This window comes from Bacillus sp. ISL-39, assembly GCF_018613295.1.
GTDB lineage: Bacteria > Bacillota > Bacilli > Bacillales > Cytobacillaceae > Mesobacillus.
The window spans coordinates 1-14,944 of record NZ_JAGGQM010000006.1 but is presented as its reverse complement, the minus strand read 5'-3'; the positions used below and the strand labels follow the sequence as shown (position 1 = coordinate 14,944).

At 44.7% G+C, this 14,944-nt stretch carries 14 protein-coding genes and 1 riboswitch; of the genes, 3 read left to right on the top strand and 11 right to left on the bottom strand.

Annotation, left to right across the window (positions count from 1 at the left end; translation table 11 throughout):
- Positions 1-28: 28 nt before the first annotated feature.
- The 5 genes from J7E37_RS07735 to J7E37_RS07715 form a co-directional block, all read right to left on the bottom strand.
- Complete coding sequence (locus J7E37_RS07735) at positions 29-1,291, bottom strand: exo-beta-N-acetylmuramidase NamZ family protein (RefSeq protein ID WP_215023406.1); 1,263 nt, start codon at positions 1,289-1,291, stop codon at positions 29-31.
- Positions 1,292-1,405: 114 nt separating this feature from the next.
- Complete coding sequence (locus J7E37_RS07730) at positions 1,406-3,529, bottom strand: glycoside hydrolase family 3 protein (RefSeq protein WP_214776479.1); 2,124 nt, start codon at positions 3,527-3,529, stop codon at positions 1,406-1,408.
- Positions 3,530-3,581: 52 nt separating this feature from the next.
- On the bottom strand, positions 3,582-5,276 hold the full coding sequence (locus tag J7E37_RS07725) for a serine hydrolase domain-containing protein (RefSeq protein ID WP_215023404.1): 1,695 nt from the start codon (positions 5,274-5,276) through the stop codon (positions 3,582-3,584).
- A 231-nt stretch (positions 5,277-5,507) separates the two neighbouring features.
- Positions 5,508-5,903, bottom strand: coding sequence for an HIT family protein (locus J7E37_RS07720; RefSeq protein ID WP_214776477.1), 396 nt, complete (start codon positions 5,901-5,903; stop codon positions 5,508-5,510).
- 170 nt (positions 5,904-6,073) lie between these two features.
- Positions 6,074-6,526 carry a DinB family protein gene (locus J7E37_RS07715; protein WP_214776476.1) on the bottom strand — a complete coding sequence of 151 codons (453 nt, stop codon included), beginning with the start codon at positions 6,524-6,526 and terminating at the stop codon, positions 6,074-6,076.
- A 254-nt stretch (positions 6,527-6,780) separates the two neighbouring features.
- Between J7E37_RS07715 and J7E37_RS07710 the strand changes: the two genes are divergently transcribed.
- A complete protein-coding gene (locus J7E37_RS07710; protein ID WP_214776475.1) occupies positions 6,781-7,296 on the top strand; it encodes a DoxX family protein in 516 nt (171 codons plus the stop codon).
- Between the two features lie 45 nt (positions 7,297-7,341).
- Here the strand turns inward: J7E37_RS07710 and J7E37_RS07705 are convergent, their stop codons facing one another.
- Positions 7,342-7,674, bottom strand: a complete 333-nt coding sequence (locus tag J7E37_RS07705; RefSeq protein WP_214776474.1) for a nucleoside triphosphate pyrophosphohydrolase — start codon at positions 7,672-7,674, stop codon at positions 7,342-7,344.
- Between the two features lie 339 nt (positions 7,675-8,013).
- Positions 8,014-8,238 (bottom strand): hypothetical protein, encoded by a 225-nt coding sequence (locus J7E37_RS07700; RefSeq protein WP_192472149.1) that lies wholly within the window; start codon positions 8,236-8,238, stop codon positions 8,014-8,016.
- Positions 8,239-8,501: 263 nt separating this feature from the next.
- Positions 8,502-8,586, bottom strand: a riboswitch (cyclic di-GMP riboswitch).
- 274 nt (positions 8,587-8,860) lie between these two features.
- Between J7E37_RS07700 and J7E37_RS07695 the strand changes: the two genes are divergently transcribed.
- A complete protein-coding gene (locus tag J7E37_RS07695; RefSeq protein WP_214776473.1) occupies positions 8,861-9,205 on the top strand; it encodes a hypothetical protein in 345 nt (114 codons plus the stop codon).
- A 50-nt stretch (positions 9,206-9,255) separates the two neighbouring features.
- Here J7E37_RS07695 and nadE read toward each other — a convergent pair whose 3' ends face one another.
- Positions 9,256-10,077 carry an ammonia-dependent NAD(+) synthetase gene (nadE, locus tag J7E37_RS07690; RefSeq protein ID WP_215023402.1) on the bottom strand — a complete coding sequence of 274 codons (822 nt, stop codon included), beginning with the start codon at positions 10,075-10,077 and terminating at the stop codon, positions 9,256-9,258.
- A 268-nt stretch (positions 10,078-10,345) separates the two neighbouring features.
- Here nadE and J7E37_RS07685 point away from each other — a divergent pair, with 268 nt between their 5' ends.
- Positions 10,346-11,401: a lactonase family protein gene (locus tag J7E37_RS07685; RefSeq protein ID WP_215023400.1), complete on the top strand. Its 1,056-nt coding sequence runs from the start codon at positions 10,346-10,348 to the stop codon at positions 11,399-11,401.
- Between the two features lie 59 nt (positions 11,402-11,460).
- On the opposite strand, the gene J7E37_RS07680 is transcribed toward J7E37_RS07685, so the two are convergent.
- From J7E37_RS07680 to J7E37_RS07670, 3 genes are all read right to left on the bottom strand, one after another.
- The gene (locus J7E37_RS07680; protein WP_215023398.1) at positions 11,461-12,444 is read right to left on the bottom strand and encodes a Gfo/Idh/MocA family protein; all 984 of its coding nucleotides are present in this window, start codon (positions 12,442-12,444) and stop codon (positions 11,461-11,463) included.
- Between the two features lie 61 nt (positions 12,445-12,505).
- Positions 12,506-13,912: a sensor histidine kinase gene (locus J7E37_RS07675; protein WP_214776507.1), complete on the bottom strand. Its 1,407-nt coding sequence runs from the start codon at positions 13,910-13,912 to the stop codon at positions 12,506-12,508.
- A complete protein-coding gene (locus tag J7E37_RS07670) occupies positions 13,902-14,600 on the bottom strand; it encodes a winged helix-turn-helix domain-containing protein (RefSeq protein ID WP_214738919.1) in 699 nt (232 codons plus the stop codon). Before J7E37_RS07670 ends, J7E37_RS07675 begins: the two co-directional genes overlap by 11 nt.
- Positions 14,601-14,944: the final 344 nt, after the last annotated feature.

Genomic DNA, 14,944 nt, shown 5'->3' with positions numbered 1-14,944 from the left:
TGCAGAGGCCATTTTCTTTATCAATCACTTAATAGAGAAGGTACTTTTCCCTCACCTGCTTGAACTCCTTCAATTCCTCTTCCCACATAGCCTGGATGTCTTCCACGGATGTTCCGGCTTCAATTTCTTCCCTGATCCAGCCATTTCCTGTCAGAAGGTCGAAGAAGGAAATTCCCCTGCTGTCTTCAGCGCGGAATTGGAAATCCTCAGGATACATATCGTGAATTGCTTTTACAATATGAAGCCCTGTTTCAACTGGTTTGAACGACTCACGGTTGGTAATATGGATCTGGACGCCATGGGACAGTTTGCCTGCATGCTTTGAGAATGTCGGTGTGAACGATGCTGCCCTGAACTTTACTCCTGGAAGATTTAAAGAGTTCAATTTTGCGGACAAGTCATCTGAATTGATGAACGGGGCACCGATCAGTTCAAACGGCTTTGTTGTCCCTCTTCCTTCCGATACATTCGTGCCTTCAATCAATGCGGCTCCCGGATATACGAAGGCCGTGTCGAGTGTAGGCATATTTGGTGAAGGCATAACGAACTCGAGCGGCGTTTCATCATAATGCATCGTGCGTTTCCAGCGGTCCATCTCAACGACAGTCAAGTCTGCGCCTATATTGAATTCCTCATTGAAGAGCCTTGCCAGCTCCCCAACCGTCATGCCGTGGCGCAATGGAATTTCATAGTTTCCTACAAAGGATTTATATTTAGTTTCAAGGACAGGTCCCTCCACCTTATGTCCGCCAAGCGGATTGGGACGGTCTAATACGATAAATGGGATGTTATTTTCCTTGGCTGCTTCCATCGCATAAGCCATCGTGTAAATATAGGTATAGAATCTTGTTCCTACATCCTGAATATCAAACAGCAGGACATCGATGTTTTCAAGCATATCTGGTGTTGGCTTTTTTGTTTTTCCATAAAGGCTGTATACAGGGAGCTGTGTTCTTTCATCGATATAGTACTCGACATAAGCTCCAGCCTGGGCGCTTCCCCGAACGCCATGCTCGGGTCCGTAAAGAGCTGTCAGCTCGACATCAGGATCGTTGAACAGCAGGTCGACAACACTGGTTAGGTTTTGATCTACCCCAGTAGGGTTCGTGATCAGACCGACTCGCTTACCTTTGATTAGATCCTTGTGCTCCTCGAGCAGTGCTTCAGCACCAACCTTAAATTTCTTCAGATCCTGGCTCTTGCCCTGTACGCTATCATGGTTTGCCAACGCAATGGTCAATGAAGACAGAATCAACACAGTCGTCAATACTGCTGCCAGCCATTTTTTCATCATGATCACTCCTGTTTTAATAGATTTAAAAACTATTAGTTATGCAGTTCTCACATTTTTTTCATCTTCCAAAATCAAAGGCAGGCCGCATTCCTGAAGCCCGCCTATAAACTTTTAGTAGGTTAATCCGTGACCGAATTCATAAAGAACCCCGCCATTATAATCAGGAATCGTGATAGGCAGCTTTCCTGTTGGAGCGAATTCACCAAAGATCGCTCCGGCCGCTGCTTCAAAGCTTGCTGGACGGAAACCGTATTGGGTGAGGTACGCATCGATTTTCGGGTAAGCCATAATGTCATATGGATTTCGGATGCCGACACCGACAACAGGACCGTTTGCAACCTCTATGATCTGGTTGACCATTGCCATTTGTGCGCTCGATGGCATACGTCCTGACACATTGTAAGTGTAGGTGCCGACTATTACCGCGCTGGCATTTTTAATCAGTTCCAGCTGTTCCTGAGTCAGCTTGTAAGTTGAAGATGAGATGACAGTTGTATTTCCATGGCGCTGTTTAACCGCTTCACCCAGGCTGCTGATGAAAGTATTGCCCACAACGACGATTTCCCCACCGCTTTCCAGGTTCAGAGGCAATCCTGCATCATTTTTAACTAAAGTGATTGATTTCTCAGCCGCTTCTTTTTCAATTTGCTTATGCTCAGCAGATCCGACCACCTTCACTGCATTCGCAATCTTGTCTTCGATTGAAACAGGCGCTTCTTCCTTGATCACACCTCTTTTTACCTTCAAGGTTAAAATACGTCTAACGGATGCTTCCACTCGGTCTTCGGAAATTTCTCCAGCCTTCACAGCTTCCAGCAGTCCTGATGCGACTTCTTCAAGACCGACCGGCATTAAAATGATGTCCGTACCAGCCTTTACCGCACGGATAGCTGCATCAACAGGGCCGAAATGGTCAGCAATGGCTTTCATATTCATCGCGTCTGTTGTGATGACGCCTTGATAGCCCATTTCTTCACGCATTAGTTCTGTCAGGACCTTGTATGAAAGTGTTGCCGGAATGGCGATTTCTTCTCCTGTTTTCTGAGAAACTGCTTTTGTTGAATCTATTTTAGGGAAAGTCACATGTGCTGTCATGATCGCGTCAATCCCCGCTTCCATTCCTTTTTGAAAAGGATACAATTCAACTTCCTTTAATCGTTCTTTACCATGTGGAACTTCAGGCAATCCAAGGTGGGAATCGACCGCCGTGTCCCCATGGCCAGGGAAATGTTTCGCTGTAGCCGCGACACCAGCAGCCTGTAGCCCTTTTGTATAAGCTACACCCATGTCAGCAACAAGCTCTGGATCTTCACCAAATGAACGGACGCCGATTACCGGATTGTCCGGATTGTTATTAACGTCCATAACCGGTGCAAAGTTCATGTTGATTCCCAAAGATGCGAGTTCCTCGCCGATGGCGCTGCCCACGTTATAAGCGATTTCTGGTGAGCGTGTTGCGCCTAATGCCATGTTGCCTGGCATATCCGTCCCTGATTGAAGCCTGGTGACAATTCCGCCTTCCTGGTCAATTGTCAGCAGCAGGCCGAATTTTTCGGCCGCCTCCTGGTAATCGGATACTAAGCGTGCCGTCTGTTCTGTTGTAACCACATTCTCACGGAAGAGGATAACTCCGCCCAAATGGTATTTCTTTACGAGCTGCTCAATTTCCGGCAGCATTTCGGTTACATTTTCACCTTTCCAAGTCCTGAAATCAGGCATAAGCATTTGCCCTGTTTTTTCCTCCAGGGTCATTTTGCTGATTGCATTGCCAATCAAGTCATATCGCTGACTTTCCTGCTTAATGACAACACCTTCCGATTCAGGCTTTCCTTTTTCCCCTTCAGCCTTGGAGGATGGATTCACTTTATAATCGAGTGCGATACGGTCCTTGAAAGTACCGTCTGTCACTGTAATGAATGTCCGTCCATTCTGCCCTGTGAACTCCACATTTCCATCCTTGTCAACTGTTGCCACATTTTTATTGGCAGACTCCCATACAAGGTTTTCAGATGCCAGCATAAAATGTCCTTCGGAATACACATGGAGTGCTTTCAATTGTATGGTTCCGTCTTTAACTGCTGTTTCGGCTTCTGGAACATTTTCGTAAATCACCAGATCCTCCGCTGTGTTCTTTTCCTCGGCACCAGCCTTCTTCATAGAAAGGCCAGGCAGCATTTGTGAAAATGCCAGCATGAACACTAGAGAATAAAGCATTAGCTTACTGAGTTTCCTCATCTAATCTCCTCCGTTTTGCATATTTTATCCAATTTATTAAGAATTACTAAAGTTAGTAATTTCTTTGCTCCCAGCCTTCTCCTGAAAATTCAGGTTCAACCTTTTTTCCATCGGAGGTTACTAGACTGATATTGTCGACATACCAGCCTCGGCCATTCGTATAACTGTCCGTTTCGTATTGGAAACGGATGTGCTTAGTCGCTGCAGGTATTTCAACCTCCTCTGCATCCCAATCCACGCTGCTTCCTGTAAAACTAGCCACTCGTTCCCAGTTTTCACCGTCCCCCGAGATTTCCAGATAACCATGATCAGCATCCGCTTCAATCCGATGCCAGGTGTCGAATGATAGTTTAGCAGGATTTTCGAGTTTTACTTCTGCTGTCATCGTGCGTTGGAGTTTGTCTCCATATCCTGAAAACCAGGCAGATCCATCTGGAATATTTACCGGGATGGAATCGGCAACCTGTCTTGCAAGCTGTCTTCGCGCTACATTCGTAGAAACCGTGCTTCGGCTTGGATGGACCCTGTTGGTCAACAGGATTGCGAGTGTGCCATTATTCCTGTTTACGACAATCGAAGTCCCTGTATAACCGGTATGGCCAAGTGATGTCCCCTCAGATAACGCATCCATGAACCATCCCTGGGCAAGCTCCCAGCCTAATCCGTGGTCATCACCAGAGAACTGAGGGATTTGGTTTTCAACAATCATATCCACTGTTTTTTGCTTAAGGATCTGAACGCTTCCATATTTGCCATCATTCAAATACATATGAGCAAGCTTTGCCAGGTCCTCGGCTGTTGAGAACACTCCAGCATGTCCTGCGACACCATCCAGTGACCACGCATTTTCGTCATGTACTTCACCCCAGACAACTCCGCGGTTCGTCCATGGCTGATATTCTGTCGCAGCGATCCGCTTTTTCAGTGATAACGGAGGATTGTACATTGTATCCGCCATTCCAAGAGGCTCTGTTATAAATTCTTTGACAAACTCATCCTGACGCTGGCCTGAAAGCCTTTCAATCAACATACCGAGCGTGATCATGTTGAGATCGCTGTATGTATAAGTACTGCCCGGCTCATTTTTCAATGGATGTTCCAATACAATATTCATTCTGTCTTCACGGCTGCCTCCTTTTGTATAAAGGGGAACCCATGCCGTGAAACCGGATGTGTGGGTAAGGAGCTGCCTTATGGTGACGTCTTCTTTTCCATTAGCGGCGAATTCAGGAATATGCTTTGAAACTTTATCATCCAGCTTGAACCTTCCCTGGTCATAAAGAATCATAGCTGCTGTAGTGGTGAAAATTTTACTGATAGAGGCAAGGTCAAATATCGTATCTTCTTCCATCATGATCGGATTCCTGGATTCAGTGAATTGGTCATCTTCATATCTGTAAGCAAATCCATACGCCTCATGCTTCACAACATGGCCGCGCCGGGCGACGAAAGCGACAGCACCTGGCATTACACGGTCGGCTATCATTTTTTCCATATGCCCGTCAATCTCATCCAGCGGCTGCTGGACCATGCCCGCTCCCCGAACCGATCCTTTATGAAGTACAGGCGATAAAGGACCTGGCTTATCCCACGAAAACACAGGATGGACTTCCTGGAAGCCTGCTTTTCCCTCCCGCTTTTCAATCGATGGGCCCGGCACTTGATTCCCGTCCGCGAATGAGACTGGAATCATCACCCCTGTACCGAGAACTGCTGACAGTGCAATCGTTAGTGTTTTGTTCTTCATGTTTCCTCCTTTTCCGAGCGATTGCTCCATTTAATCTATTAAACTTTGAAAAGGCTTTCATGCTGTAACCTTAGACTATCTAAATAACAGTATAGATGTCTATACCACTATAGACCCAACCCTCCTCTAAAATAGAAAAATCCCGGGACTGCTCTCCCGGGATTTTGGAATCATTTTTGTAAAAATATTCTAATATCTTCATGGAAATTTTCCCAACCTAAACTTCGTGGTTCAATTCCTCTTATTCTCCTTTTGTTTAATCCAATACCTGATCCCCTTGCCTGCGAGAGGTTCATCCTTGAATCGCGGAATCACATGCAAATGGGCATGGAAAATCGATTGCCCTCCAGCGTGTCCCGTATTCCACCCTACACTGTAACCGTCTGGAGCATACTTTTCGTCAAGAATCTTCTTCGTCTCAAGCAGTAACTCCCTGGAATCCTTCCATTCCTGATCTGATAACTCAAAAACATTTTGCTTATGGAGCTTCGGGATGATCAGCCCGCTTCCCTGCAGGACTTGCTGCTCAGACTCCTTCTGGATAAAATAACAGGTTTCACTTTCCAGTACAATTTCCTGCTCTTCATCTGCGTGCACATTACAATATGGGCAATTCTCCTGGTACATTTTCTAGTGCCTCCATTCCTGCCAACCCTTACTTTTCCTCATTTTTTATTGTGCCTGTTCCTCCATTGATTGTTGTGTTATAGACACCATCCGCTTCCCTTATTTACTATTACGTATTAAGGGTTTTCAGGTTAATAAAACAGAGCCCATTTATAGCTTTTGCTACTCTATCACTTTACTAATTTTCTCATCACGTGAATTTGCCCAAGATGATAGGCTTCATGAAATAGTGACATGTTCGCAAGCTCTCCGAAAGTCTCCATCCCAAGGAAAGGCTTTTTGAGCTTTTCATCCAGCATTGAAGGCGGTATTTCCTTGATCCTTCCCAGCTGCGCTTTCAATTGGTCCCGCAAAACTTCAACGGAAGGAACATCTCCAGTCCAGTCGGATGGACGGGTACCATTTCCGAATAACTCTATGTAGTTTACAGGGAGATGACTTGATTTTTTCGGGAATCCCATCATGAATTGTTCTGTAACTGTCAGCACATGCCCGATGTGCCAGTGAATGTTATTATTGAAGCCCTCTGGCTGGACACTTGCCTGTTCCGTAGTGATGCCCTCAGTTGTTTTCAAAAAAGAACCTCTTGTTAATTCAAACTGCTTGAATAAAAGCTCGCTCATCCTTACCTTCCCCTTTCCAGCTTGTACTTCTCACTATATTTATTCTATATATTTCCATCATATGCGACAAGAAAAAGGAAAATAAAAAAATACCTGTGTAGGTATTATGTTGCATTAAAGGAATTTATTTGACAAAATTTGTTCAAAACATTATGGCTGATATGTGTCTTCACACTTTTTTCACAGATTTCCATAAATTGCTTTGATATCTTATAAGTGTAATAATTATTAATTTTTGAAGGGAAGCGATTTAGATGTTCGCTAAATGGTTAAGAGAAAACAATATTGCTGCTGGCCTGTTGACTGTGATTCGTGTTTGGCTGGGTTACAATTGGATGACTGCTGGATGGGGAAAATTAACTGGTGAAGGATTCGACGCAACTGGATATTTAAAAAATGCAGTTGCCAATCCAGTAAAAGGTCCAGACGGAAACGCAGTATATGGTTGGTATGTAAACTTCCTTGAAAGTTTTGCACTCCCGAATATCGAACTTTTCAACTTTATTGTCCCGCTGGGAGAATTCCTGGTTGGTCTTGGCTTGATTCTAGGAACACTGACAACTGCAGCCATGTTCTTCGGCCTTGTGATGAACTTCAGCTTCTTCCTTGCCGGAACAGTGTCTCACAACCCAACAGACATCTTCTTCGGCTTCATCATCCTGTTCGCTGGCTACAACGCTGGTAAATACGGCTTGGACCGCTGGGTGGTTCCTTTCATCCGCAAAACTGTTTTCAAACAAACACCAGAAGCTGCACATAAATCTGCTTAACGATATAGCAAAAGCCCTCCGCCGATAAGGCAGAGGGCTTTTTTATCAGGATTCTTCCTCAATTGTTTTAAGCATGATTTTTTTCCTGAAGCCGCCGCTGCGATTCTTCTTCAGCTGGCGCATAAACTCTACTTCCGATTCAGTGATTCCCCTGTGCTCGGCAATCGCATAGACCACCTCAAGCAAATCAACCATTTCACTCAGCAGCCTGTCTGTTCCAGCATTACGGAATTTCTCAACTTCCTCATTGAACTTCTCCATAAGTTTTTCACTATATTGACTGGCTTCCAAAATTTCAAATTCTACTTTCTTTCCCTTTTCCTTCATCAAATCAGGAAACAGGTCTCTTACGAGTTTGTTATATTCCTTTTTCTCCATGTCGATTCCCCTTTTGCTGTCCTATTGATAAACATATCCTTTAAACGAGATGTTCAAACACTTTTTTGAAATAATGCTCTTGTCCATAGTGGTTGTTGATTTCCGTTCCAGCCTCATCAAAAATACTCAAAAGGACATTCTTCTTTTACAAAGCAGAATACATACCAACCAGGTATTATCCCTCTGCCTAGTTAAATAGAGCAATAGAAAAAGCCTGTGGATCGGTCCACAGGCTTTTCGTATGAAATAAGAAAGATATAACTTGAGAATTGTCCAGCCGCACCGCCTAGCCCCTCAAGACGCTTGTCGGGGCTGACCAAGGCGCTTCCGCTTTTCTTGTCAAACTACATAATCTTCAGTTAACTTACTGCAGGCATTCGATAGATTCTGCAAGCATTCCATCCTTAGCTTTTCGTCGCAGATAAAGTCATTAAGCAGCTCTTCTTCAAGCTTCAATTGAATTTGATTGATTTCTTCCCGGAACCTCTCTCTTTTTTCAACTTCAGATAAATGAAACTCTATCTCCCGTTCAAAGTACTCTACCGTCCCAAATAAAACCGTCAACGTTTCCTCCACCTTTCATAAAAAAATTGAACATTGGCTAAAACCAAATCTGCCAAAAGGATCATTTTATTTTGTCCTGTCAAGTATCTTAGGTATTATTTATCCTATATCGCAATATACAAACGTGAAATTCGTTTCTTTTTGCAATATGGTGCAGAAAGAGACATTCCAAATAAAAAATCCCCCAAAAGGACGGCGGATTTTAATGTGGCAAACAGTCTTTAAAACCATCCACCTGTACCTGGTGTTCTCATCCGTTCTTTTTTGGCAGCCCGACGATCATAGCAGTGATGCCTTAGACTCGTGGCTTTGCGTCCTCACCTTTCGATGAGTTTGCCTTTTTCAGTTCTAATTAAAATATAAAACTATAGTACCGTTATTTCAACAATTTTCGCCATTTTCTTACAAGGATGAGTCTTTTTTCCTAGAACCATTTATAGAGAAATCTTTTATGAGATAGTTTAATACCTGCAGATTGATAGAAACAGCTTTTGGGAAGCACTGTACAAATTCGGACTAGGATTGTTTTAACAATGTAATATCCCAGCAATCTCTATGTAAAATTCGCTTGCTAGAATAAAGGGAAGAAGCTTTATTACAGGCGAATGGCAGGAGGATCCTTATGGAACAGCATGTTAAGAAGTCGCTAGATGAATGGAAAACAGAAATTGAAGAGATTCTTCAAGAGATTGATTCGGAGTATGAAGAAGTTAAAAACGAGTTAAAAGTGTATACATATAAATTCAACATCACAAAGCAAGTCGTCCAGTCGACAGTGAATCCAGACTTGAACAGGAAAATCCGTGAACTGTATCATCAGCCATTTGAGGAGAAATTCAATGATTTGAAGGAATATATCAAGGAATTGGAAGAGAAAAAGCGAGTCTTCCAAATGTTCACCGATAAAATCGACAAAGTGACGGAAAAAGAAGATACGCCGCATTTCGCAGTGGCGCAAACTGAATAAATGAAAAGCCTGGCTGATTGATCGAAGATCTCAGCCAGGCTTTTTTATGCTTATCTCTTCCACCAAGAATCAAACATGGATGCAGGCATATGCCGTTTATGCTCGGAAGCAAGGTATCTGCCTTCAATTTTGCCAGCGTCCGCTTCGTCAATCTGCTTTCCTTCCAGATAGTCATCGATTGCTTCATAGCTGACTCCAAGCTCGGTTTCATCGGACTGAAGCGGCTTGTTGTCAAGAAGGTCGGCAGTAGGCTCTTTCAGGTACAGTCTCGGTTCTGCGTTCAATGCCTTCAGCAGTTCCCTGCCCTGACGCTTGTTCAGTCCGGATAGAGGCAGCAAATCGGCACCGCCGTCCCCGTATTTTGTAAAGAATCCGGTCACAGCCTCGGCAGCATGGTCTGTCCCGATCACCAGCAAGCCTTCCTGTCCTGCGATGGCATACTGTGTGATCATTCTCATCCTTGCCTTTGCGTTTCCTTTATTAAAATCCGTCATATTATCGCCAATCGCTTCCTCGAACTGTGTATTGAACGTATCGACAGCAGGCTGGATATTGAAGGTGATCGTCTGGTCAGCCTTGATGAAGTCCAATGCTTTCTGTGCATCTTCCTCGTCTTTTTGCACAGCATATGGAAGTCTGACTGCTACGAATTTGGCCTCCTTGCCTTCTGACCGCAATTCCTCCGCTGCCATCTGCGCCAGCCTTCCAGCGAGGGTGGAATCCTGGCCGCCGCTGATTCCAAGCACGAACCCTTTTGCCCTTGAGACAAGTAAATATTCCTTTAAAAAATCGATTCTCTTCCTGATTTCCTGCTGGGGATCGATTTGCGGCTTCACATTCAATGCGTCAATTATCTGTTTTTGCAAGCTCATAATAAACCTCCTAAACACTTTAAACTGATATCAGGCTCTTTCGTCTATTGAGAAAACTTTGCTAGAATCTCATTATAAAAGAGCATATCCCTTAAAAAGCTTAAAGTCCAGATTTTGGTCAGGTTATCTAACATTCATTTTACAAACTGAAGATCTCCTGTACTATTTTACCCATTCACCTGTTGTTCGTAACATTTTGTCACCCAGGATTTTTTTGCTAGACTATATCTTAGACAATTAATGCTTAATCAAATTGGAGGCATTCATAATGGCAACCCATGAAAAGTTCAAAGGCTATTTCGGTACATATACAAAAGAAGACAGCGAGGGCATCTACTCTTTCACCCTTGATCCAGTGAATGGAAAAATCCTCGACGTGGAACCAGCGGCAGCCCTGGAAAATCCTACATACCTGACAATCAGTGACGACAACCGCTTTCTCTATGCTGTCGCAAAGGAAGGTGGTACAGGAGGAGTGGCAGGTTTCCGCATTCTCGATTCCGGAAAGCTATCATTCATCAATTCCGAGTTTGCACAAGGAGCGTCACCATGCCATGTGAGCGTGAACGAGGAAAATAACCTGCTTTTATCCGCCAATTACCATAAAGGGTCTGCTGATTCCTATCTGCTGAACCCTGAAACAGGCAATATTGAGTCGGTCTTATCAAGCGCGGTCCATGATGGCTCAGGACCGGATGAGCGCCAGGAAAAAGCACACACCCATTATGCGGGATTTACACCGGACGGAAACCATTCAGCAGTAATCGACCTTGGCATCGACCAATTGATTACCTATACTCTGGATAACGGCCAGCTGATCGAGAAGAGTGTGCTCCATATTGCACCAGGCAGCGGTCCAAGGCATCTTGTTTTCCATCCAAACAATACCATCGCCTATTTGATGACAGAATTCAGCTCTGAAGTACTTGTTTTAAAATACAATTCACAGGAAGGCAGCTTTGAACAGCTGCAGGCCATCTCCACCCTGCCTGCAGATTTTACCGACAACAACCAAGGAAGCGCCATCCATATTTCATCTGATGGGAAGTACGTCTACGCTGCCAACCGCGGCCATGACAGTATCGCGATTTTTAAGGTGGACCCAGAAAGCTTCCAGCTTGATTTTGTCGAGCTTACGTCTACGGAGGGGAATTGGCCAAGGGATTTTGTGCTAGACCCCAGTGAGAAATTCCTGATTGCCGCCAACCAGAATTCCAGCAATGTCGCGCTGTATTCCCGTGATACAGATACAGGCAGATTGACATTGCTGCAGTCAGATGTGAAGGTGCCGGATCCAGTATGCGTGAAGTTTTTGAATTATTGATCCTCGGGCATTCTGAAAAATGCTAAAAGGCAGGTGCACAAAAGGCACCTGCCCTTTTTCTATTTGTCGCTCGGGAATCTGACACCCATTTGCGACCTTGCCTCATCAAGAATCCTCATCGTGATCCTCGAGTTTTCAAGCGAGTTGTTCCTTGATTCCAGTTTCCCTTGCTGAATCAAGTTAATGAATTCCTCCGCTTCATAAAACATATTATCATCCAGTTGTTCTCTCGAAATATCTTCATATCTCCCATCACGATAGAGAATTTCCACTTTTTCCGGCGTACTGATTTTATCAATCTTGATGTTCCCATTCTCGCCGTGTATCTCAGAAGGAAGAGATGAATCAGTGATTTTCGAAAACATGATGACCGCATCCATTTCCTCATATTTCATAATCAGGCTGCCTTCCCCATCCACACCTGATTCAAGCAAATAGCCGGTTGCCTGAATAGACTTTGGCTCTCCAAACAGGACAACGAGAGGATAGAGGCAATAGATGCCGATGTCCATCAGTGAACCTGCCGAAAATTTCGGGTTGAAGGCGTTCAATACGGTACCTTCTTTATACTTGTCATAGCGGGACGAATACTGGCAATAGCTGGCGAAGTACCTTCTGATCGTGCCGATTTTATCCAGATTCTCCTGGACGGCCTTGAAGTTCGGCATCAGGGTCGATTTTAGCGCCTCCATCAAAACAACCTGATGATCCTTTGCCGTCCTGATCATATCGTCCAGCTCGCCGCTGTTAGACGCAATTGCTTTTTCGCAGAGAACATGCTTGCCATTTTCCATGAGAGTCTTCGCCTGGCTGGCATGCAGAGAATTGGGACTTGCAATATAGACGGCATCAATTAAATTGCTTTTTGCCATCTCTTCCAGGTCTGTAAAAATAGTATCCACTCCGAATTTGCCGGCAAACTCCGCGGCACGGTCCTCAGTACGCGAATAAACGGCATTAAGCTGAAAATCCTGATGGTGGCTTGCCCCCTTGATAAATGCTTCTGTAATCCAATTTGTACCTACTACTCCGAAACGCACCATGTTGTTTCACCCTTTCAAATAGGAAAAGCCGGGGACCATGCCCGCAGCTTCTTTTTTCATCTTATCGAAAAGGGAGTTCGATCACAAACTTTGTCCCTTTTCCATGCTCGCTTTCCACTGAAATTTTTCCATCATGCATCTGTACCAGCTGTTTGACTATTGACAACCCGAGGCCGAACTCTCCAAACGGGTTGCTCGTTCTCGAGATATCGGCTTTGTAAAAGCGATGCCAGATTTTTTCGATTTCAGCCGGTTCGATGCCAATGCCTGTGTCCTCGATCTCAATCACCGTCTTCGCCCCAGCCATCCTGCCGCGAAGCAAGATGGTTCCATTTTCAGTGAACTGGATGCTGTTTTTCGTAATATTGATCAAAATCTGGACAAGACGGTCATAATCAGCATGGACCATGGCTGATTCTTCCGTTTGGATCTCAATTGAGTTATTTCGTTCCTCCGCCTGCAGCCCTAGTTGGTCCTGGATGATTTCGAATACCTCAATCAGTTCAATATCTTCTTTTAAAAGCAGTACTTGATTCGAGCGGATTTTATCATAATCCAGGTTCTCATTAACCAGCCTGATCAGCCGCTTCGTTTCCTGGCTGACCAGGTTGATGCCCCGCTCTTTCTCCGCCTCGGGAATCATATTATTCCTGAGCCCCTCAATAATTCCGCTAATGGTCGTAAGCGGCGTCCTCAATTCATGGGAAACATCTGACATGAACTGGCGGCGCCGGTTTTCCAGGCTTTCGATTTCTGATTTCGAATCGTTCAGTTTGCTTACCATGCTGTTAAAATCATTCGCCAATTCACCGATTTCATCGAAGTCAGAGGATGGAACTTTTACGGTATAATCCCCTGCAGACACCAGCGATGTGGCTTCCTGCAGCTTTTTGATCCTGTTCACATGGATGCGTGACAGCACCCAGCTCAGCAGGAACGAAACAGCAAGCGCAATCAACACGGTATAAAATAAATATTTATTGATTTCTGTAATCATTTCCCGTGTCCCGCTGATTGGCGAGGTCAGGAGAATGCCGCCGATGAAATTTCCACGATCCACATATGGCAAAACAACCAGGGTCACAGCACGGTCATACCGTTCTAGATCAAAATTTTTCACAATCGGATTTCCGTTTGTGAGCTGGCTCCACTCTTCTTCCGATAACTCGATCGCCGGCCCTCTCCATCTGATTGGATTCAGCAGCTGGATATTCTCATCAAATACACTGAACTGGATATCCCGGCCAAAAAGAACCCGGGCATACTGATTGATCACCTGATCAGGACGTTCACTGCCTCGATCAAGATCTCGGAGGATATTTTCCCCGTAGGAAATCAGCTCCTCCGTTTTATTTTTATAAACCAACGTTTCCACATACTGTGTGAATACGAGGCTCAGGATGAGGAAGGCAACGATGATAATGCTGATATGGCTCAGAAATTGCTGGTATATATATTTAACCTTCATGCCCATCAACCAGTTCATCGAATTTATAGCCTACGCCCCAAACCGTATGGAAGAATGGCTGTTCAGCACTGCCAATCTTCTTCCTTAGTCTCTTGATATGGACATCCACCGTACGTTCATCACCGTAAAATTGGTATCCCCAGACACGCTCAAGAAGCTGCTCCCTCGTGAATACCTGGCGCGGATGCTGGGCGAACAATAGAAGCAGGTCGAATTCTTTTGGCGTCAAATTTGTCACTGGGCTGCCGTCCAGGCTTACTTCACGAGTTTCTTTGTTGATTTTCAGACGGCTCGTCCCAACCTCGCTGTGCTCACCGGGTTTCTGTTTTTGATATCGCCGGGCCACAGCCTTGATCCTCGCCATCAAAGCCAGCGGACTGAACGGCTTCGTCACATAATCATCCGCTCCCATCTCTAGTCCAAGAACCTGATCAGATTCACTGTCCTTGGCCGTCAGCATGATGATCGGCACATCACTGCCATCCTGCCTGATCTTCCTGCAAAGTGTTACACCATCCATACCCGGAAGCATCCAGTCGACAATCAGCAAATCCCACTCTGCGCTTTTGTAAGCCTCATAGCCCTGGAGGCCATCATTCACAAACCTGCCTTCTATGCCCTCTTTTAAAAAGAACATCTCAATCATCGCACAGACACTTTCATTATCCTCAATCACTAATATTTTCACGGCAATCCCCTCTGTTCCGACATCTGTTATATATAAATTATAGCGCAATGGCGAGAGAATCAACTGTTTCACCTGCTGTTACAGATTATTTAACATGTTGGTCCTAGTTTGTTCATGATTATAGGGGGGTTAGTTAAATTCAGGCGGCAATACACTCTATTGGGTTGAAAGGATTGCTTAATGGGGTTATCTTTCCGCTTGAATCGTACCCTTATAGAGGGAGAACTGCTTGCATAAGGGTATCTTTCCGCTTGAATCGTACCCTTATAGAGGCAGAATTGCTTGCATAAGGGTATCTTTCCGCTTGAATCGTACCCTTATAAATGCAGAACTGCTTGCATAAG

Bases quoted from the DNA above. Each gene is read 5' to 3' on its own strand.
- J7E37_RS07705 (WP_214776474.1), bottom strand. From the start codon at position 7,674: ATGGAGAAAAAGGAATATAACAAACTCGTAAGAGACCTGTTTCCTGAT.
- J7E37_RS07675 (WP_214776507.1), bottom strand. From the start codon at position 13,912: ATGAAGGTTAAATATATATACCAGCAATTTCTGAGCCATATCAGCATT.
- J7E37_RS07730 (WP_214776479.1), bottom strand. From the start codon at position 3,529: ATGAGGAAACTCAGTAAGCTAATGCTTTATTCTCTAGTGTTCATGCTG.
- nadE (WP_215023402.1), bottom strand. From the start codon at position 10,077: ATGAGCTTGCAAAAACAGATAATTGACGCATTGAATGTGAAGCCGCAA.
- J7E37_RS07715 (WP_214776476.1), bottom strand. From the start codon at position 6,526: ATGAGCGAGCTTTTATTCAAGCAGTTTGAATTAACAAGAGGTTCTTTT.
- J7E37_RS07680 (WP_215023398.1), bottom strand. From the start codon at position 12,444: ATGGTGCGTTTCGGAGTAGTAGGTACAAATTGGATTACAGAAGCATTT.
- J7E37_RS07725 (WP_215023404.1), bottom strand. From the start codon at position 5,276: ATGAAGAACAAAACACTAACGATTGCACTGTCAGCAGTTCTCGGTACA.
- J7E37_RS07710 (WP_214776475.1), top strand. From the start codon at position 6,781: ATGTTCGCTAAATGGTTAAGAGAAAACAATATTGCTGCTGGCCTGTTG.
- J7E37_RS07735 (WP_215023406.1), bottom strand. From the start codon at position 1,291: ATGAAAAAATGGCTGGCAGCAGTATTGACGACTGTGTTGATTCTGTCT.
- J7E37_RS07720 (WP_214776477.1), bottom strand. From the start codon at position 5,903: ATGTACCAGGAGAATTGCCCATATTGTAATGTGCACGCAGATGAAGAG.
- J7E37_RS07685 (WP_215023400.1), top strand. From the start codon at position 10,346: ATGGCAACCCATGAAAAGTTCAAAGGCTATTTCGGTACATATACAAAA.
- J7E37_RS07695 (WP_214776473.1), top strand. From the start codon at position 8,861: ATGGAACAGCATGTTAAGAAGTCGCTAGATGAATGGAAAACAGAAATT.